We start from the raw sequence: 18,225 nt of genomic DNA, 5'->3' as shown, positions 1-18,225 counted from the left end.
TTCGTCGCGATAGATTGGTTTTCATGCGGCCAAATCTGCATAGTAGGGATAAGGATCGAGGTGGGTCACCGCTGCGATCGCATCTTGCGGAAATGTCATCTCTATCTATTCTCCTTTCGCTTCCATAGGCCCTGAGAGGGAATGCGTAGTGCCCGGTTAAATTTGCTCGAAGCGTTTTCCCAGGCAATGATCTCCGTTAACTCGACCAATTCATCCTCGTTATAGAATAGGCGCAGGCGGGCGAAGAGTTCATCGCTCACCTCTCGCTCTGTAATCGTCATACTCTCGGCGTATTCCAGCGTGACCCGCTCCATCTCATTATAGAGCGGACTGGTCGCATAGTCCGCTAGCGCGAGGATTTTCTCATCAGAGATCCCCAGATTGCTACCCACGGCAGCATTAATATCTTGTCAGAACTCGCACCCGTTCAACGCCGCCACGCGCCGGTTGACCAGGGCTTGTAACTTCTCATCGATCAGGCCGGAGGTGCTAATGCCCGTCCACATCGCGCGTGCCCCTCGAAAGATCGAGGGGCGCCGCGCGTAGACCAGATGGTTAAGTAGCGGCGCCCCCCAGGTTTTTGCCTGTGCCTCCAGGACCTTTTTGATGTAGCTTTCTACCTCTTCCGGGTTCACCCCATCGATTCGTGCCATGATTTGGTTCTACCTCTTTTCTTATCTTTGCCTCTGTTTCGTATCGTTACAAAACAATATTTCGCGTGAGATTCACTATCTGGACACTACCAAAGTATAGTGAGCAGTTTCCCCATTTGTCAAATAGATAGCTTTTATCCTTGCCATCAGTTATACTGATAGCTATGGAACTGAGTGAAATTGAGGCATTTGTCACCATCCATCGTGCTGGTGGCTTTACGCGGGCTGCAGAGCTCTTACACCTGTCACAACCGGCAGTCAGTCGACGAATCGAACTGCTGGAACGCGAATTGGGAGCACCTTTGTTTGAACGCCTCTCCAGTGGGATTCGCTTGACCGAGGCGGGTCTGGCGTTTCTGCCCTATGCGCAGCAGGTACTGGCCGGAATTTCGGATGGAAGAACAGCCGTGCATGCGCTTGAAGAGGAGGAGCAGGGAACTATTACGTTCGCGCTTGTCGGAACATTAGCCAGCACCAAACTGACGACACACTTGCAAGCATTCCGTGAGACCTATCCGCGTATTCGTTTGAGGCTTCGCACTGCACGAAGTGATGAGGTGAGTACTCTGGTGCAGCAAGGCGATGCGCACCTGGGTCTGAGATACTTTGCTGATCCTCGCCCGGATATCCATTCATTGTTTGCCATAAATGAGCCATTACTGGTGATCAGTGCGGCTCATTCACGCTTCGGAACGTCAGAACCAACCGAGCCAGCAGCATTGCTTGGCGTCCCCTGGGTAACGTTTCCTCGAAGTAGTGGGTCATCTGGCGAACCATTCGCTCGCCTGCTTGAACGGCAGTTAGTGCGGCATGAACTGGATACCGCCGAGAGGATCGTGATCGATAGTTTGACAGCACAAAAGCGTCTGATCGAAGCAGATTTTGGGGTTGGGCTTTTGCCAGCAAGCAGTATCGAAGAAGAACTTCATCTCGGGACGGTGCGCGTACTGCCTATCGCTGCCCTGCAAACGAGTGTCCCTGTAATGATTATTCATCGTCGTCAGGCCTATCTCAGCCGTGCAGTTCGCCTTCTGCCGGCAATGTTCTCATCACAGTCTAGTACTTCTTGAAAGAAGAAACCTGATAAAAGGGTAGGTTACAAGCGTCATTTACGAATAGCTACTTCTATTTCTTCTACAGCTTTTGCTTAAACTACTTTTCTGTTCCACTGCACCATAGACCCCTTTACTGCCGAGTATGAACACACCATGCCGTTTTGGAGCGTGCAAGAACACGCCTTTACTCTTCTCGATCGGCAACGCTTAACACGCGTTGCTGAGTATATGGTCAACGAGGTGAGCTGCGATGAAATCGCCTTTGAATGGGAGCATATTGACTCTATGGCCCGGCGCTTCAAGCAACATCTCCGCCCTCTCTTGCGCGCCATCGATCTCTCTGCCACCCGAGTCAACGCGCCCATTCAGGAAGCCATTCACTTTCTCAAGGCCGCCTTTCAAAAAGACCACTCACTCCATCAGATCGCGTCGGGAGACTTTCCCACCGATTTCGTTCCCGTCCGAGAGAAACGCTACCTCTACCAGCGGAATGAAACTGGTCAGAAACCCATCATCCCCGACCGCTATGAATTTCTCGTCTACCGTCTGGTGCGTCATCGACTTGAAGCAGGCGATCTCTTTTGCCGCGATAGTGTCCACTTTCGCAGCTTTGAGGATGATTTAGTGGACGATCAGCAGTGGGCTAACAAAGAGGTGTTACTTGCTACGACAATATCATTAGCAGCCTCTATTTACTCGATTTTGTAGACTCGCCGCGTCTGCGCAAGAACGTCTAGACTGCGCTCAATCGGGGCGAAAGCTACCAACAACTTCGCCGTGCTGTTTTCTACGCCAATTTTGGGAAATTGCGCTTCACGTCAGAAGATGACCAACACCTCGGGCATGAGTGTAGCCGATTGGTCACCTCGCACCTGCCCCCGATCCGCACGTCCTCCTGGCGCCAAACCGCTTAATCCCTCTTCCCGATACACCCGCATCCACTGCTGCACCGTCGACAAGGAAGGACACCTGCTGCTCTCGCGCCACCCTCGACTGCGTCATCCCCTCTTCCAGACACGGCCGCAGCAACGCATACCGCTCCAGCGCACACTCCTGCTGCCTCGGCGTTAAACCCACCAACATCACCGACTGCTCTTCTTCCATCCCCTTTCCTTCCTCCTCCTCGCTCTCTCATCTCCCTCCGCCTACCACGCACTCTATCAAGCAATACATCCTCTGTCAATCAATACGCGTGACACTATCTTCATACTTCACTCTATTCACAAAGATGTATTTCCATCACGAGACAAAAAACGGAATCACTTTCTCCACTCTTTTCCGCAATTCTTTCGCCGCTTTTTCACGAAGCAACCTGTCTTTCCCTACACTGCAGATCCCCTTCACCCCGCTTCTCAGCCTCTCCTAGATTATCATTAAATGCCTATATGAAAATGAAGCCCTTCACATACTTCGCAAAAATATACTCCATTTTGCGTGACAATTTACACCTGATGAGGACCTTTTGGGGATTGAAGCCATCTATTATGTTTCCGTTGAAACGTCTCTGAGATCTAAGGCATGGGCGCAAGGAAAATAAAGTTCCAAAGGATACTCTCGCGCCTTCAAGGCTGTGAAGCATGAGGTTGGCAAGATGAAAGCGATTTCGATCAGTATGGAGAACTCACGCAGGTTCTGACGCTGCGGGAAACGCCAATACCTGATCCAGGAAAGGGGGAAGCGCGCGTTCGTATGATTGCCAGTCCCGTCAATCCATCTGACCTGCTGTTTGTGCACGGATGGTATGTAGGCGTTCAACCGCACTTCCCAGCCCCTGTCGGATTTGAAGGGGTAGGTCTCGTGGATGCAATGGGCCCCCAGACGCAAGGGTTTGCCCATGGGCAACAGGTGGCGGTGCTCAATGGAGGAGGCAACAGGGCAGAATACGCTGTTGTTCCCATAAATCGCCTGGTTTCTGTCCCCAATGACTTTTCCAATGAGCAGGCGGCTCCTTCTATATTCATCCCACATCGGCCCTTGCCATGGTTCATCACATCCTTGCTGTGCCACAAGGCGAGTGGCTGCTCCAGTCCGCTGTGGGTTCAGAACTGGGACGCATGATCATCAAATTGGCCAGGCGTGATGGTATTCGCACGGTCAATGTCATTCGCCGACACGCATCGATCGCGGAACTCGAACAACTGGGTGCCGACGCTGTCATTGCCTCCGAAGACGGACCGATTGACGAGCAAGCGCACAGGATTGTCGGTCCTCAAGGGGTCAAGTACGCCATTGACCCGGTGGCAGTCGACACCGGAACCCAAATATTTCAGGCGCTCAACGATGATGGTCACATGTTCGTCTATAGCTCCTTAACAGGTGAACAAATCCGTGTTGGAGCTGACCCATGCTTCATATTAGCTGGCAACCGAACCCTGGAAGTCTATTGGCTTGGCTATTGGATACGGGGGCTTGGCGATACCGCGAAACAGAATCTGTTCAACGATAGCGTCACACTCATACGCGAGGGCATTTTAGGAACTATAAGTGCGCACTCTTTCTCTCTCGACGAGATTGGAGCTGCCGTCAAGCAAGCGGAGACACCAGGTCGGCACGGAGAGGTGTTGCTCGTGCCTACCAAACCGTAGAAGTGGAGTGAGCGTGCGTCAAGTAGATTATGCTGCAAAACAGAAAACGCCGAATTTTAAGCGTTCATCAAGAAAATTTAAAGAGGCCTAGAAATGAATCTTAAGCTCGAAGCCGTTATCATTCTCGTCTCGGACGTCGATCGTGCCAGGGAATTCTATGAAAAGGCTCTGGGTTTCAGGGTCGATGTCGACCATCGCGCCGCCACCTACGAGGAGGCCCTCGGCTTTAGGCATCGCGGCCAAAAGAGCTATCGCATCGTGCAGCTGACGCCGCCGGGATCGGAGTGCTCGATCCAGATCGGTGAAGGGATCACGCAGGCGACACCAGGTTCATACCAGGGGCTGTACCTGATCACGTCAGACATTGATGCCACGCGGGCTGAGCTTGTCAATCGTGGAGTGCAGGTGAGCGAACCCTTCCACTTTGGACCGCAAGGACTGACGCCCGGCATTGAACCCGGGCGGGCTGACTACAACAGTTTCGCACGTTCAGCGACCCGGACGGTAACGGCTGGTTGATCCAGGAAGTCAAGCAGCGCGCTCCTGGACGGTAATGGCAACAGGCCCTTACAGAGGGTATGTGGCAAAGAGCAAGGTCGCTTGCTCTCAAAGCAAACGAGCGAGGACCAGGTATGGACGGGGGAGATCCTGGTGTGCTCTCCTGAACATCGTCCAGGATGCTCAGGATCAATAAGGGATTTTTATTCTACCATAGCAATACCTCAAGGAGATTGAGATGAAATTAGAACACAAAACGGCCCTGATCACTGGAGGAACCAGTGGCATTGGCCTGGCAACGGCGCGCGTGTTTATCGCGGAAGGGGCTCAGGTGGTGATTACAGGCAGAGATCAGCAGAAGCTTGCCACTGCAATACAAGAACTGGGCTCAAACGTCGTGGATGTCCAGGCCGACGCATCCGACATTGAGGCGATGGAAACAGCCTTGGTGCCGGCTCTCGAGAAGATAGGCCATCTCGACATCCTTTTTGTCAACGTTGGCATTAGTGGGAAGACCCCGCTTGGGGAAACTGCGCTGGCAGACTTTGAAAAGATCCTGCGCACTAATCTAACAGCGGCCTTTTTCACCGTTCAGACCTGCCTCCCTTACCTCAGCGATGGCGCGTCGATCATATTCAATGGCTCAATCAGAAGCATATCTGGTGCGCCCGGAAGCTCAGCCTACGCGGCTAGTAAGGCCGGGTTACGCTCCATAACTCGTGTGTTAGCTACTGAACTCTCTCCGCGAAAAATCAGAGTGAATATTGTGATCCCCGGGGGCACTGAGACACCGATCTGGGATAAATCAGCACCCACGCCCGAAGCATACGCTGAGCTCGAAAAAAAGTACTCTCGACAAGTTCTGCTGGAACGTTTTGGCCAGGCAGAAGAGATTGCAAAGGCCGTGTTGTTCCTCGCTTCCGATGATGCGTCCTATGTTCAAGCAACCGAAATTGTCGTCGATGGTGGCCAGACCGGATCTCCTGAGGGCGCTCCAATATATCAGCAGAAGGGATAGTCAATTGCAGGAAAATGGCAGAGATGAATAGAAAAGCAACGAAAAAAGTTATGGGGAAGAAAAGGGATATAGAATATGAGTCACGTCAACTTCAACCCTGATCGCCGCCGCTCCACTCAGCATGAGCGGTTGTGCGCAACTCATGCAAGTGACCGAACTGGAGCAGGCGTACACCAAAGCCGAGCAAGAAGCGAGCTTCACCCTTACTCCAGAGGAACGGGCAGCCACGCAGACCCTTGCCGGAGATCTTTCGGCGCTGTGGCAGGCAGAAACCACCACCTATGCAGACCAAAAGCAATTGCTCCGTTTGGCAATTGAGTCGGTACAGCTCAATGGGGTAAGCCAGCCTGGCTGGATCGAACTCCAAATCCGCTGGCGTTCAGGCGTGGTCACGCGCTTAGAGGTGAAGCGTATTCAGCGGGGAGAATGGTCGTTGAAAACGCCTGTGCAGGTTGTCGCACGGATTCACGAACTCGCTGCCAACTTGAGCTATGCCCAGATTGCGAAAGAGCTGAATGCGGCAGGTTGGCACACGGCTTTTGGGCGGCCCTTTACCAGCCAGCACGTCGGCTATATTTGTCGACGGGATGGGTGTGGGCACAAAGGGCATCGTGCGTTGGGAGACGCTGATCAAACCAGGGTATGAGAGAAACGTAAGATGAGCCGAGAGGTGTCGGCCACGGTCGAAGTGTGCAGACACCTCTGGTCTCGTTGAACAAGAGGTGTTTTATGACGCAGGTCTTTTCAATCCGAGCAAGAGCCGATCATTAAAGGTGGAAGGATCGTAGAGACCTTCTTCATCCAGGATCAAGGTATGAGTGGGCGCGCAGATTTCCAACAGATGATGCCAATCGCTGGAGTTGCGTGCGAGCCGAGAAACCTCCAACCCTAAGACCAGCCCCACCGGTCCGAGTCCCACGGACGCGACAAGGTGCTGGAAGCCGAGGCGGTCAGCAGTGAAGGCGGCTGAATGACCCAGATCTTGGTCGATCACGAGGATACGCTCATCAGCCCATCCTAACGCCACAGCCCGTTCACGCAAGGCATATTGGCGAGCTGTACTTTCCGTATTTTCAAACACCTGCAGGAGCGTGCTTTGCCGAACATACAAACACGCCAGACGCGTGAGATGATGAGCGGCTACCAGATGAACCATATCAGCGATCCTCCTGAGCGTAAACTGTTGTGTGTCTAAGGAACTGCGTGAGCCGTTGTAGATCTTGCCAGCGTAGCACAGCGTTGCCGTCGGCTACAATGAGAAAAGGATCAGGTGGGGCAACGCTTGTCCACGTCAGGGGCAGAGAGCGAACCTCATGAGTCTGCGGGTCGAGAAAGAAGATGCGCTGCTCTCCCCAAGCAAATCGTTGCGACAGCAAGGGAAAGGATTGCCGAAAGAGAGGATGAAACGGATGAGTAATGGTAAGGCCATGCTCACCATTCGGGTTATCAGGTGTAGTTGACAGTTCGTTTAAATGGCCAGACCGAGGGCCAGGTGCATCGATTGAAACTTTTGAAGAGACAAATGTATGGCCGCGGCCGCTTCGATCTCCTACGGAAACGCGTTCTGAAGCGAGCCTAGAAAAAGTCCTCCAGGAAAGAGCACAACCACAAAAGCTGGGGCGCGTTTTTTGCAGGCGAGATCAGCTTATTACTCAGCAGAAAGGAGGCCAAGCGTTCGCGCTCGTGCAACTGCCTGGGTGCGATTGGCGACTTCGAGTTTGCTGAGGATATTGCTGACATGATGCTTTATCGTGTCGATTGCAAGCACCAATGTTTCCGCAATCTTCTGGTTCGAGGCACCGCGTGCGAGCAGGTGTAACACTTCCTGTTCACGCGCGCTCAAAGGGTCTAGCAACATCGAGGATGGCCCGCTTTCCAGATGGGTTGGTTGGGCCCTCGGCTGCTGGCTGAACGCACGCAAAAGCGTCTCCAGATAGGGGAGATCTTTCTCCTGGAGCTCCTGTTTTCTGAGTTGGGAGAGCAATTCAGCCATGAGTGGTCCTTCGTCCACAAAGCGACGGATGTAGCCTTCTGGTGCGCTCAGATGCACAGCCTGCGAAAGCCGTGCCAATGCTTCTTGCTGTTGCTGGAGCATGTGATATGCCTGTATCTGCAAGAGCCACATTTCCAGCACATCGTACCACCGCTGCGTAACTGTTGCTCCTTCTACCAGGGAGAGAAGCAGGTGCAAGGCATGTTCCGGTTGGGCTTCGGCAAGCAGCAGTCGGACGAACGCTACGCCCTGTTTTTCCCGTGCCAGAGGAGAGACCAGCGGCGCTTCTCGCTTTATATCTCCCACCCAGCGTCGTGCCTGTTCCAGGTCGCCACAGGCCAGCCAGAAACGCATCTGATCGACGCAACTCCAGAGAGCTGCGCGATACGGCGATGACGTGATTCGCCCGACGTATGCGAGTTGTTGAGAGACTTTCCTGGCCTCCTCCCATCGCTCTTGCGAGAGGGCAAGCTGCAACAACACGGCATATCCGAAATGTAAAAACGCCAGCATTTCGGTCTGTTCGCCCTGTTGGATCGCCTGTTCGGCCAGGCGTTGGGCTTCCTCTAATCTGTTCCATTCATGCAAGATCTTTGCTTGATAGCCATAGGGCCAGCATAACAGAGCTGGCAGGGGTGGCAAGGGCTCCTCAATGGTTTGGAGAGCGTGGATTGCCTGCTGGCTCAACTGCCATGCCTGGTGCAATTGACCCGCCATCATGCTTTCCCAGACTGCCTCGCGCCAGTAGATACTCTCGAGCGTTTGATCGCCCTCCGTTTTGATCCGGTTCCATGCGATTTGCATTTGCTGCATAGCACGCTCGAAATCCCCCTGAGCGATGTTTGCCCGAGTCTGGGCAAACATCACCTGGAGCTGTGCCTCCCATTGCTGCTCCTCAAGATGGGTCAGAGCTTCCTGACAGAAGGCCTGTGTTGCTCCTGCATCCCCATGATAGAAACCCGCAACCGTGGCCTGCAATGCTGCGATTTCCCCCAGGAGAGACGTTGGCGCCTCTGGTTCGTGGATGCCTCGCGCTCTGTCGGTCTGTTCTTTCCGCTGATGGGCTCGTGTCCAGGCGCTTCTGGCATCGCGCACCCAGCTTTCAGTGATCCCTGGTGGGACTATCCAGAACAGGCTTGAAGCCTCGGCCAGACATAAACGAGGCCGCTCACGTACGACCTCGCGGGGAAGCTGCTCAATCCAGGAACGGAGCAACGCATCCTTGAACCGACTCCAGATGTGCTGACTGGGGATCTTGTTCCATCAGCGTCGCAGCCCAGGACCACTCGTGCGCCTGCAGCGCGTGCTGGATCGCTTCGTTGTGCATCTGATGTGCCGCATACCACTGACTGGCTCGTAGATGCAGAAGTGGCACCTCTGTGGGAGCGGTCTGTTCCAACCGAGCACGCAGTACTTCAGCAAAGAAGGGGTGATAGGCATACCACTGGCGCTGTTCATCAAGGGGACTCAGAAAGAGATTGGCTCGTTCTACTTCCTCCAGGAAGAGTTGGCAGTCCTGTTGCTCCAGGACTGCATTACCCAGGGAGTTGCACAGGCGGGGTAAGATAGACGTTCGCAAGAGGAAGGTCTGCACCTGCTCTGGTTGGCGGAGCAGTACCTCCTGCACCAGATACTCGAAAAGAGCAGGCTGGTTTCCCTGGGACACTTGCAGCAGATTTTTCGGAGGTGCCTTCCCTTTGAAGGCAAGCGCCGCCAGTTGCATGCCCGCCCACCAACCCTGGAGACGTTCGTCCACTTCCTGGATGTTCTGCATGGACAGCCGAAGATTCATCACACCGCGGAGAAAGGTGGTCATTTCCTCGCTCGTTGCGCGCAACTGCTCGGTGCGTAATTCCAGAATCTGTGCCTGAGCGCGCAACCGAGCAAGGGAAAAAGGGGGATCAGTCCGTGTTATCAGCACCACACACAGAGTAGGTGGCAGGTGATTGAGCAACGAGGAAAGCAAGCCATGAATCGCTGGCTCCGTAATCTCCTCGTAATTGTCCAGCACCAGCACCAGGGGTTCGCTTTGCCGAGCCAGGCTATTGATCAGTGCCGTGTGTACCGCTTGCCAGGTTGGTTGTGGCATTTCTAACAAGGTAGCAAAAGGGAGAGTCGAGATCCCGGGCCGGCACTGCTGCAGTGCAGTGAGAACATACGTCCAAAACTGAACGGGAGCATTGTCGCCTGCGTCAAGCGACACCCAGGCTACTGGTGGGTGACCTGGATTAAATGAGCGAACCCAGCTTGCAAGCAGCGTGGTCTTCCCAAAGCCCGCGGCGGCGGATACGAGAATGACGCGTTGACGAAGACCAGCATTGAGCAGGGCTAAGAGGTGTGGGCGAGCAATGAGTTCATGGGAGGCGGCCGGGAGAAGGAACTTGGTCGCAAGTAGAGAATCAAGAGACGGGCGTGAGATGGGCTCGGGTGCGTTGCTGTGGTGCCCATGGTTCTTGTGGTCCATGATGGTTCTTCCTTTCTGACATCTCCCTGACTTTTTGTAGCAAGCATCCTTTGCGAAAATGCTTTGGCACAATATAGTAGAGAAGGCCCCTGCATCTTGTCGCGAGAGCATCGTTCTCCTGATTGGCTGCATCCCTGCTCATGCGCTTCAACGGGCAAAGATCGCTAGCACTTTCGTGTCGATCCCTGGCTGTTATTGTTCCCTGAGAATAGCTCTTTCTCGCCATGATTTCCCCCCTTCTTTCCAAGTATACTCCAATTGTCTTTGAACGGAGACGTTCGAGAGATCGGAAATTGACCCGTCAAGTGACCAATCTGAAAGACTCCGACTCACATGATGCTAGGTCTTACGACAAGTTGATGAGTACTGCTTGTTTGTTGGCAGCATCATGAGGATAGGGTAGTATGAGAGGCGGATTCAGAAAATGGCCAGCAATGGTCACAACCACTAACAATCCTCTTCATGACGATTCATCCTCAAATCATCAACTTCGTGGAAGACCCATGATGCTTGACTCATGTGAGTCGGAGTCCTCTGAAATGTATCAAAACAAAGGAGAACTCTTATGGACACCCACGAAATCACATCGACCCGCATGGCGCTTCGTCCCTTCCGCGTCGACATTCCCGAAGAAGAACTTGTCGAGCTGCGCCGACGCATCACGGCTACACGCTGGCCCGAGAAGGAGACCGTCGCAGATCAGTCGCAGGGCGTGCAACTGGCGACGATTCAGGAACTCGCACGCTATTGGGCGACCGCGTACGATTGGCGCAAATGCGAGGCGAAACTGAACGCCCTGCCGCAGTTCATCACCGAGATCGATGGGCTCGACATCCATTTCATTCACGTTCGTTCGAAGCATGAGAATGCGTTGCCGCTCATCGTCACGCACGGATGGCCCGGCTCGGTCGTCGAGCAGTTGAAGATTATCGATCCACTGACCAATCCCACAGCACATGGCGGTAGCGCATCGGACGCGTTCCATCTGGTGATCCCGTCGATGCCCGGCTACGGGTTTTCCGGCAAGCCAACCACAGCCGGCTGGGGTCCCGACCGCATCGCACGTGCCTGGGTGGAACTGATGAAGCGCCTTGGATACACGCAATTTGTGGCGCAGGGCGGCGATTGGGGTGCGATTATCACAGAACTCATGGCTGTGCAGGCGCCTTCGGAGCTGCTCGGCATTCACACCAACATGGCTGGCGTTTTTCCACCCGACATTGCAACGACGTTCGATGTGTTCCAGCCCGGCAATCCGCCATCCGGTCTCTCTGCCGACGAAAGACGCGCGTATGAGCAGATGGACTACTTCTATAAGCACGTCGGCTACGCAGTCATGATGGGGACACGCCCGCAAACGCTAACCGGATTAGCAGATTCCCCCGTCGGCCTGGCTGCCTTTATGATTGACCACGACACGCGCAGTTACGAGCTGATCGCACGCGCCTTTGCCGGACATCCCGGCGGCCTGACACGAGACGACGTGCTCGACAACATCACGCTCTTCTGGTTGACGAACACGGCTATTTCTGCGGCTCGTCTCTACCGGGAAAATAAGTTCGGCTTTTTCGACGTCAAGAACGTCTCCATCCCGGTTGCCGTGAGCGTCTTTCCTGACGAGCTCTATCAGGCCCCGCGCAGTTGGGCCGAGCAGGCATATCCCAAACTGGTCTATTACAACGCGCTTGACAAAGGCGGGCACTTTGCGGCCTGGGAACAGCCCCAACGCTTGTCAGAAGAGGTTCGCGCGGGCTTCAGATCCCTGCGCTAATCGGAAAGGGGGACGGCGGGCCCAGAGCGTGCCCGCCGTCCTACAGCACCGCATAAACGATGGGCTCGTTGGCCAATCAGTCAACGATCCTCTTGACTGATTGGCCGACACGTATCCAGGAAAGGAACGCTCCTGCCTCAGACCCCCTGGCGCGGCTGGGCCTCTCACCTCGCCCAGATCATGTGGCGAGAACGTACGCACAGCGATGCTGGTGTGCCGCATGGGGCAGGCGCGCATCACTGAGACATCCAAACAGCGGAAAGGCATTTATGATGAACAGAAACCCGTTCTTGCCCGCTGCGAGACACCCCGCGGCGGTTTCATTCCCCGTTGAGGGGGAGCTGCCGTCTTTGGGCGGCGCGACCACGTGGCTCAATTCGCCGCCCATCTCGGCGGCCGACCTGAGAGGAAATGTCGTCCTGATCAACTTCTGGACCTACACCTGCATCAATTGGCTGCGCTCACTTCCCTATGTGCGGGCATGGGCCGAGAAATACCGGGATCACGGCGTGGTGGTGATCGGCGTGCACACGCCTGAGTTCTCCTTTGAGCACGACCTGGAGAACGTGAGCCGGGCGGCCAGGGACCTGCGGGTCTCCTATCCTATCGCCATCGATAACGACTATGTGATCTGGCGAGCTTTCTATAATCACTATTGGCCGGCCCTCTATTTCGTTGATGCGCAGGGCCGTATTCGACATCATCACTTCGGGGAGGGCGCCTATGAACAGTCGGAAATAATTCTTCAACACTTGCTGGCCGAGGCTGGCATCGGTGGTATCGGTGATGAACTGGTTTCGGTCGATGCCCAGGGGGTTGAAGCGGCCGCTGATTGGGGTGACTTGAAGTCTCCAGAAAATTATCTCGGGCACGCGCGTACCGAGCACTTTGCGTCTCCCGGTGGGGCAGCCCTGGGTACGCGTCGCGTCTATGCTGCTCCCGCGCGATTGAGCCTCAATCGTTGGGCTCTTTCAGGCGATTGGACAGGGGAGAGAGAAGCCATTGTGCTGAACACGGCCAACGGGCGCATCGCGTCCTGCTTTCATTCCCGTGATGTCCATCTCGTCATGGGGCCGCCAGCGCGAGGAACGCCCGTGCGCTTTCGCGTGTTCCTCGATGGACAGGCACCGGGGGCGGCTCATGGCATTGACGTTGACGAGCAGGGCAACGGTATGGTGACCGAATCCCGGCTGTATCAACTGATCCGGCAACCCAAGCCCATTGCTGATCGCCAGTTCGAGATCGAGTTTCTCGATGTGGGCGTGCGGGCTTTCGCGTTCACGTTCGGCTGATCCACGATAGAGGCACTTCTCTGCCAATTCGCGAGTGAAGTGGGGGGATTGGTAAAAATTTTGGGAATGAAATGGGAAAGCAAGCAATTAACATGAATCGGCGCGACACGAGAGATCTCGAAACTTCGCCTCGATGGGTAGCACAAATGTTGCTCGTCTTTTGCCTGTTCTACCGCCCATTTGATTGTCAAGATTTAGTCAGAATCCGTCCACTTCATACACAAATTGACACTTGCAGGCAATCGTTGGGCAATGAGGCTTGATTGTTCTAGGAGAGGCTCGATTCTACCGGGTAAAAGAGAGAAAACATATGATGACAATACGAGAAGAGAGAAAAACATATAATGACAATACAAGAATTGCAAGAAATCGTTGGGCAATTGGGATTGATTGATCTAGGAGAAGCTCAACAGTATTGGGGAAATGGAACAACGGAGAAAGAAGTGAACGGCAACAATGGAACAATGGGGAAAGACGTGAACAACAACAATGGAGCGATATAAGTACTCAGCCTTGGGCCTACGTTTTGCAACATATCGCTGTCGAAACCCCTGGAACAATTGAAGTCGCCTTGCAGCTTCATGGGATCTCCACACGCGTGATTCGTTCTTTTGCAGGGAGCCAGGCAGGCACATTGTCGCTACTGATGTGTTTTCACCAGGATTGGGCCAGTTCCACCAAGTGAGCAGGTTGAGCCCTGAAACGTGAGCACTTGCCCTGAAGAGTGAGCACTGCTGATTCAGAATCAGGAGAAACCGCTCCCGAGTTGGCTTCTTCCATTAACAGCTTGTAAATGAGCTTCCAGAGCAAACCGCTCAGAAAAGGCTTGACATCCTTTTCTCTTTCTGTTATTCTACTAGTAACCATTGGTAAATTAAAATAACAAAGGTAAGTTTATGGGTAGGAAAGAACGACGGCTGCGAGATCAGCAAGAGCTCAAACAGAGTGTGTTGGAGGCAGCGCGCACCATCGCTCTGGCCGATGGGTGGAGCAATGTGACGATGCGCAAGATCGCTGACCACATTGAGTACAGCCATGCCGCCATTTATGCCTACTTTGAAAACAAAGAGGTGCTTCTCTTAGAACTCGTGCACGAGGGCTTTCGTCTGCTGGAGGCAGATCTGAAGCGAGCCCGAGCACAAGCTCATGATCCAGAGGAGGCGATGCGACTCATCGCTCATGGCTATCTCGAATTCGCCTGGCGCTATCCCGAGCTCTACCGCCTGATGTATGGTCTGGACGGCGTCACTTTCAGCATCTCAGAGCCAGAGAAAGAGGGACTACAAATAGAGGATGTGGTAACACTGACCGTCAAAGATGTCCTTGATTTTCATGGCTGGTCAACAGAGCACCTCGCTGACCAGGTGAATATCCTCTGGGGGACCGCGCATGGGCTGGTAACGCTCACGCTGGCAGACCGCATTCGCGGTGGACAGGCGCAGGCAGCACAATTAATCGAGCAAGCAATTCAAGGCATGCTGCCGGCCTGGGAACACGAGACGGATACCGCCCACTCGGCTTCCCCTTCCGAACATGGAGCTCCACTCTAGGTCCATTTCATCCGTAGCGAACCTGAGGAACATCGTCGCTTTTATTTACCAAAGGCCATTAAATAAACAAAGGTAAGTAGCAATACTCATGGAGGAGACATCATGCTTTATCCTTATCTGCTTTTACTCCACATTGTCGGTGTGTGTGGCCTGTTTATCGCTCTCAGCCTGGAAGTGATTATCGTGTCTCGTCTACATGCGGCGAAGACGACGCTGCAAGTCCATGAATGGCTCACTCTCAGCCGTGTGATTGATCTGGTTTTACCAGCCTCTGCTTTCTTCATTCTCGTCAGTGGCCTCGCGCTAGCATGGACGGGGTGGGGATGGGAGCACGCCTGGATTGTGTTTTCGCTGGGTTTACTCGTTCTCCTGGGTATCCTGGGACCGGTGATCAACGGGCCTCGCATGAAGGCGATTCACGTGGCAGCGCAAGCCACGCCCGTGGGCGAGATCTCTCCCGCGCTAAGAAAGGTCATCGCTCATCCAGTGCTACGGGCTTACGCACCCATCCCGAGCCTGGCCGCGTTGGGCGCTGTTATCATGATGGTCTTGAAGCTAGATTGGCTTGGTTCGGGGGTCGTGATCGCTCTGATCCTCATCGTCGGCCTCATCCTGGCCTTCGTGCGTAAAGGGTAGAGCAGGTATGGTGCGAAACGGCCATTGTAAAGGCATATTCGTAAAGCAATAGTGAGAGAAAGAGAGAAAAAAGATGTTTTCGGAACAAGAGCTCGCATTTTTGCGCACACAGCCGCTCGCCAGACTGGCAACGGTAGCCATCACTGGTCAACCAGATGCAGATGCGGTTGGCTTCGCCTTTGAGAATGGGCGCTTCTATATTGGCGGGTATTTTCTCGAACGCACGCGCAAGTATAAAAATATCGCTGCCGGACAGTACAAGGTGTCACTCCTTATTGATGAACTACGCTCACTCGATCCTCTGGAACCACGCTCGATCAAGCTTCATGGAGAGGCCGAGATTCTGCAACTTGAGGAGGGATTCCGAGGTCCTGGCACCTATATTGTGATTACGCCAAAGGTCTCCTGGAGTAGCGGCATTGAAGGGCCGGCTTTTCAGGATGGCAAGCCGGTCATCAAGAAAATTACCTGGGAATAATAGTCTGTTTTTAAAGAATCTTTGAGGCGTTTTTCTGCTTTCCGGGGGGCAAGAAGAACGAGGTATCAGGAGGAGAACTCTCTCCAGTTCCTTTGCCTTCACGGCAGGCGACCTTCCTTTTCCTTTCTCGCCCTGAAAAATTGGACGCCGAAGAGCAGGAGACGCTTCGTCAGCTTTGCCACTGCCATCCGGAAGTCGACCTGACTTATGACCTCGTTCAACAGTTTGCCCAGATGCTGCGCACGCGCACCAGAGAAGATTTCGATGCCTGGCTAACCAAAGCAAGAGAGAGCCAGATTCCCGAATTGCGTAGCTTTGTTCAAGGAATTGAACGAGACAAAGCTGCGGTCAATGCGGGCCTGACTTTGCCCATCAGTAACGGTCTTGTCGAGGGGAAAGTGAATAAGCTGAAGCTTATCAAAAGAATGGGCTATGGTCGGGCTGGGTTTCCTCTGCTCCGTCAGCGCGTCCTCCATGCATTGTAGGAGATGCTCAAACAATGGAAGATGTTAGCCAGCAACCTTGCTGTCTCGCTTTGGTACTGTCAACTTGTTCGCAGGAATGAAATATATTGATGAGTTAGGAAGAGAATAGGTATCGAAGGCCAGGAAGAGCGAGGAGATCTGTGTGGCTATGCGACCAGTTTGACGCCAGTCACCTCATTCCAGGTTTGAAATCGGTCCTGTAAAATGGCACGATATTCCTCGGCTTCCAAACAATGACGTCGCGGTTGAAAATGTCTAGCAATGAGACCGAAGCAGAGAGAAAGCGCTGTGCCTGTTTGGCGGACTTGAATCGCCGCATCTTCTTTTCACGCAGTCGCGTGGGCTGGTGCGAATTTTCCGCACGATTGTTCAGCCCTTTGTGCTGACGATGCTCCACACCAGGCAAGATTTCTCGTTTCGCCGCGCCATAACTCTTCAGCTTATCAGTGAGAATCACGCGCGGAACGTATTGCAACCCTTTGAGAAGCTTGCGGAAAAATCGTTTGGCGGCTTTCTTGTTCCGTCGGCTCTGCACGAGGATGTCCAGGACGTTGCCGTCCTGGTCCACTGCTCGCCAGAGATACTGTCTCTCGCCACGGATCGTGAGAAAGACCTCGTCCAGGTGCCATTTGTCGCCACAATGGGAGCGACGGCGACGAAGTTCATTCGCGTATGTCTGCCCAAACTTCAAGCACCATTGTCGCACGGTTTCATAGCTCACGACCACTCCTCGTTGTGCCAGAAGCTCTTCCACATCGCGAAAACTGAGCGAGAAGCGAAAATACAACCACACTGCGTGGGCTCACGATTTCAGGCGGGTAAGGAAGCGAAAACCTTTGTAGTTGGTGGGAGTGGTGTGTGTTTTCATACAGCTATTCTAGCATATTGTTCAGCTATCTTACCAAGTTGACAATACCCACAAAATTGGGGAGAGAATCTGTGGATAACCCCCTCGCCAGGATACGTGCCGCTCCAGTACACTTACGGAAGAGAGACAAACATCCGTATCGCTGATCCCGTTACCAGCTCAGCAACAGCAGGAGAACAAGCCATGTCTTCCACGATAGGACTCACCCCGCGCAGCGCGCTTCGCCACCGCCCAATTGGTAGCGCATTGACCGACATCCCGCCCTGGGTTCGCGCCTCGCAAGCGCTTCGCAAGCAGAGGCGCAGGTAGCCGTTTCCGGGCCAGGCGATGCTGCTCCGCTTCACGGCACGATTCCCATCGGCCTCGCTCGCCACCCTGGTTGGCCTGGGGGATGGCGATTATGCTCGCGCTCATCCTCGTCGGGCAGTGGGTCGCTGGTTGGGGAACCATGGTGGTCAACGATTGGCAGTACGGCCGGCCGCGCACCTATCAAACCGATGCCTTTGTCGGCCACGAACACACGGAGCAGCTCAGCCACTTTGTGGCGCTCAATATCCACGGCCAGGCGGAAGTCCTGGAACTCCCTGGTAATGACCCCACGCACGCTCGCCTCATCCTGGGGCCTCGTCTTTCCGGGCCGCAGGCGGATCTCGTTCCCGTCACCATCCAATTTGTGCCATCGTCCAACCCTCACACGCCTGATATGCGCCTGGATATTGGAATAACATCCATCTTCTTTCAAAACAGCCACGGGCAGTTCCAGATGCATAAATAGCCAGTAGAGCTCCCATATTCTGAGTATATTGCTTGAGTTCTGGAACTGGTCCAATCTTGGTGAAAACACATCAGTAGCGGTGATTTTGCCCTTCTTTCCATGCT

20 protein-coding genes and 4 pseudogenes are annotated in these 18,225 nt (G+C 54.0%); 17 read left to right on the top strand and 7 right to left on the bottom strand.

Annotated elements, in window-relative coordinates:
* Window positions 1-101: 101 nt before the first annotated feature.
* Window positions 102-653 carry a YciW-related (seleno)protein gene (locus JMI88_RS41235; RefSeq protein ID WP_505712012.1) on the bottom strand — a complete coding sequence of 184 codons (552 nt, stop codon included), beginning with the start codon at window positions 651-653 and terminating at the stop codon, window positions 102-104.
* A 140-nt stretch (window positions 654-793) separates the two neighbouring features.
* Here JMI88_RS41235 and JMI88_RS24795 point away from each other — a divergent pair, with 140 nt between their 5' ends.
* The 9 genes and pseudogenes from JMI88_RS24795 to JMI88_RS24765 all read left to right on the top strand — a co-directional run bounded on the left by JMI88_RS24795 (window position 794) and on the right by JMI88_RS24765 (window position 6,455).
* On the top strand, window positions 794-1,723 hold the full coding sequence (locus tag JMI88_RS24795; RefSeq protein ID WP_201364650.1) for a LysR family transcriptional regulator: 930 nt from the start codon (window positions 794-796) through the stop codon (window positions 1,721-1,723).
* Between the two features lie 138 nt (window positions 1,724-1,861).
* Complete coding sequence (locus JMI88_RS24790) at window positions 1,862-2,416, top strand: hypothetical protein (protein ID WP_201364649.1); 555 nt, start codon at window positions 1,862-1,864, stop codon at window positions 2,414-2,416.
* Window positions 2,368-2,577 (top strand): annotated as a pseudogene (locus JMI88_RS41160) (Tn3 family transposase); the annotation flags it as partial. The gene JMI88_RS24790 and the pseudogene JMI88_RS41160, both read left to right, overlap by 49 nt.
* Window positions 2,534-2,779, top strand: a complete 246-nt coding sequence (locus JMI88_RS39610; RefSeq protein ID WP_236023052.1) for a hypothetical protein — start codon at window positions 2,534-2,536, stop codon at window positions 2,777-2,779. The pseudogene JMI88_RS41160 and the gene JMI88_RS39610, both read left to right, overlap by 44 nt.
* A gap of 618 nt (window positions 2,780-3,397) precedes the next feature.
* Window positions 3,398-3,766 carry an alcohol dehydrogenase catalytic domain-containing protein gene (locus JMI88_RS39605; protein ID WP_236023051.1) on the top strand — a complete coding sequence of 123 codons (369 nt, stop codon included), beginning with the start codon at window positions 3,398-3,400 and terminating at the stop codon, window positions 3,764-3,766.
* Window positions 3,763-4,293, top strand: a complete 531-nt coding sequence (locus JMI88_RS39600; protein ID WP_236023050.1) for a zinc-binding dehydrogenase — start codon at window positions 3,763-3,765, stop codon at window positions 4,291-4,293. Before JMI88_RS39605 ends, JMI88_RS39600 begins: the two co-directional genes overlap by 4 nt.
* A gap of 93 nt (window positions 4,294-4,386) precedes the next feature.
* Window positions 4,387-4,812 (top strand): VOC family protein, encoded by a 426-nt coding sequence (locus JMI88_RS24775; protein WP_201364648.1) that lies wholly within the window; start codon window positions 4,387-4,389, stop codon window positions 4,810-4,812.
* 217 nt (window positions 4,813-5,029) lie between these two features.
* Complete coding sequence (locus JMI88_RS24770; RefSeq protein ID WP_201364647.1) at window positions 5,030-5,809, top strand: SDR family oxidoreductase; 780 nt, start codon at window positions 5,030-5,032, stop codon at window positions 5,807-5,809.
* Window positions 5,810-5,951: 142 nt separating this feature from the next.
* Window positions 5,952-6,455 carry a hypothetical protein gene (locus JMI88_RS24765; RefSeq protein WP_201364646.1) on the top strand — a complete coding sequence of 168 codons (504 nt, stop codon included), beginning with the start codon at window positions 5,952-5,954 and terminating at the stop codon, window positions 6,453-6,455.
* Window positions 6,456-6,551: 96 nt separating this feature from the next.
* On the opposite strand, the pseudogene JMI88_RS24760 reads toward JMI88_RS24765, so the two are convergent.
* The 4 genes and pseudogenes from JMI88_RS24760 to JMI88_RS39590 form a co-directional block, all read right to left on the bottom strand.
* A pseudogene (locus tag JMI88_RS24760) lies at window positions 6,552-6,965 on the bottom strand (recombinase family protein); the annotation flags it as partial.
* A gap of 1 nt (window position 6,966) precedes the next feature.
* Window positions 6,967-7,227, bottom strand: a complete 261-nt coding sequence (locus JMI88_RS40825; protein WP_373323974.1) for a DUF5372 family protein — start codon at window positions 7,225-7,227, stop codon at window positions 6,967-6,969.
* A 230-nt stretch (window positions 7,228-7,457) separates the two neighbouring features.
* The gene (locus JMI88_RS39595) at window positions 7,458-9,017 is read right to left on the bottom strand and encodes a LuxR C-terminal-related transcriptional regulator (RefSeq protein ID WP_236023049.1); all 1,560 of its coding nucleotides are present in this window, start codon (window positions 9,015-9,017) and stop codon (window positions 7,458-7,460) included.
* Complete coding sequence (locus JMI88_RS39590) at window positions 8,998-10,266, bottom strand: winged helix-turn-helix domain-containing protein (RefSeq protein WP_236023048.1); 1,269 nt, start codon at window positions 10,264-10,266, stop codon at window positions 8,998-9,000. The genes JMI88_RS39595 and JMI88_RS39590 overlap by 20 nt, the downstream gene beginning before the upstream one ends.
* Window positions 10,267-10,831: 565 nt before the next feature.
* Between JMI88_RS39590 and JMI88_RS24745 the strand changes: the two genes are divergently transcribed.
* From JMI88_RS24745 to JMI88_RS24715, 7 genes and pseudogenes are all read left to right on the top strand, one after another.
* Complete coding sequence (locus JMI88_RS24745) at window positions 10,832-12,037, top strand: epoxide hydrolase family protein (protein ID WP_201364644.1); 1,206 nt, start codon at window positions 10,832-10,834, stop codon at window positions 12,035-12,037.
* 59 nt (window positions 12,038-12,096) lie between these two features.
* Window positions 12,097-13,329 carry a thioredoxin family protein gene (locus JMI88_RS24740; RefSeq protein WP_308438863.1) on the top strand — a complete coding sequence of 411 codons (1,233 nt, stop codon included), beginning with the start codon at window positions 12,097-12,099 and terminating at the stop codon, window positions 13,327-13,329.
* A 344-nt stretch (window positions 13,330-13,673) separates the two neighbouring features.
* Window positions 13,674-13,832, top strand: coding sequence for a hypothetical protein (locus JMI88_RS24735; protein ID WP_201364642.1), 159 nt, complete (start codon window positions 13,674-13,676; stop codon window positions 13,830-13,832).
* A gap of 393 nt (window positions 13,833-14,225) precedes the next feature.
* Complete coding sequence (locus tag JMI88_RS24730; RefSeq protein ID WP_201364641.1) at window positions 14,226-14,879, top strand: TetR/AcrR family transcriptional regulator; 654 nt, start codon at window positions 14,226-14,228, stop codon at window positions 14,877-14,879.
* Between the two features lie 102 nt (window positions 14,880-14,981).
* Window positions 14,982-15,515 carry a DUF2269 family protein gene (locus tag JMI88_RS24725; RefSeq protein WP_201364640.1) on the top strand — a complete coding sequence of 178 codons (534 nt, stop codon included), beginning with the start codon at window positions 14,982-14,984 and terminating at the stop codon, window positions 15,513-15,515.
* A gap of 73 nt (window positions 15,516-15,588) precedes the next feature.
* Entirely contained in the window at window positions 15,589-15,993 is a 405-nt protein-coding gene (locus JMI88_RS24720; protein WP_201364639.1) for a PPOX class F420-dependent oxidoreductase, read from the top strand.
* A 104-nt stretch (window positions 15,994-16,097) separates the two neighbouring features.
* Window positions 16,098-16,478 (top strand): annotated as a pseudogene (locus JMI88_RS24715) (ISL3 family transposase); the annotation flags it as partial.
* 146 nt (window positions 16,479-16,624) lie between these two features.
* On the opposite strand, the pseudogene JMI88_RS24710 reads toward JMI88_RS24715, so the two are convergent.
* Window positions 16,625-17,346: pseudogene (locus tag JMI88_RS24710) on the bottom strand (IS6 family transposase).
* A gap of 183 nt (window positions 17,347-17,529) precedes the next feature.
* Between JMI88_RS24710 and JMI88_RS40200 the strand changes: the two are divergent.
* On the top strand, window positions 17,530-17,655 hold the full coding sequence (locus tag JMI88_RS40200) for a hypothetical protein (RefSeq protein ID WP_268906014.1): 126 nt from the start codon (window positions 17,530-17,532) through the stop codon (window positions 17,653-17,655).
* Window positions 17,656-17,686: 31 nt separating this feature from the next.
* Here the strand turns inward: JMI88_RS40200 and JMI88_RS24705 are convergent, their stop codons facing one another.
* A complete protein-coding gene (locus JMI88_RS24705) occupies window positions 17,687-18,097 on the bottom strand; it encodes a hypothetical protein (protein WP_201364637.1) in 411 nt (136 codons plus the stop codon).
* Window positions 18,098-18,225: the final 128 nt, after the last annotated feature.

This window comes from Dictyobacter formicarum (assembly GCF_016587435.1).
This window is presented reverse-complemented; position numbering and strand designations above follow the sequence as displayed.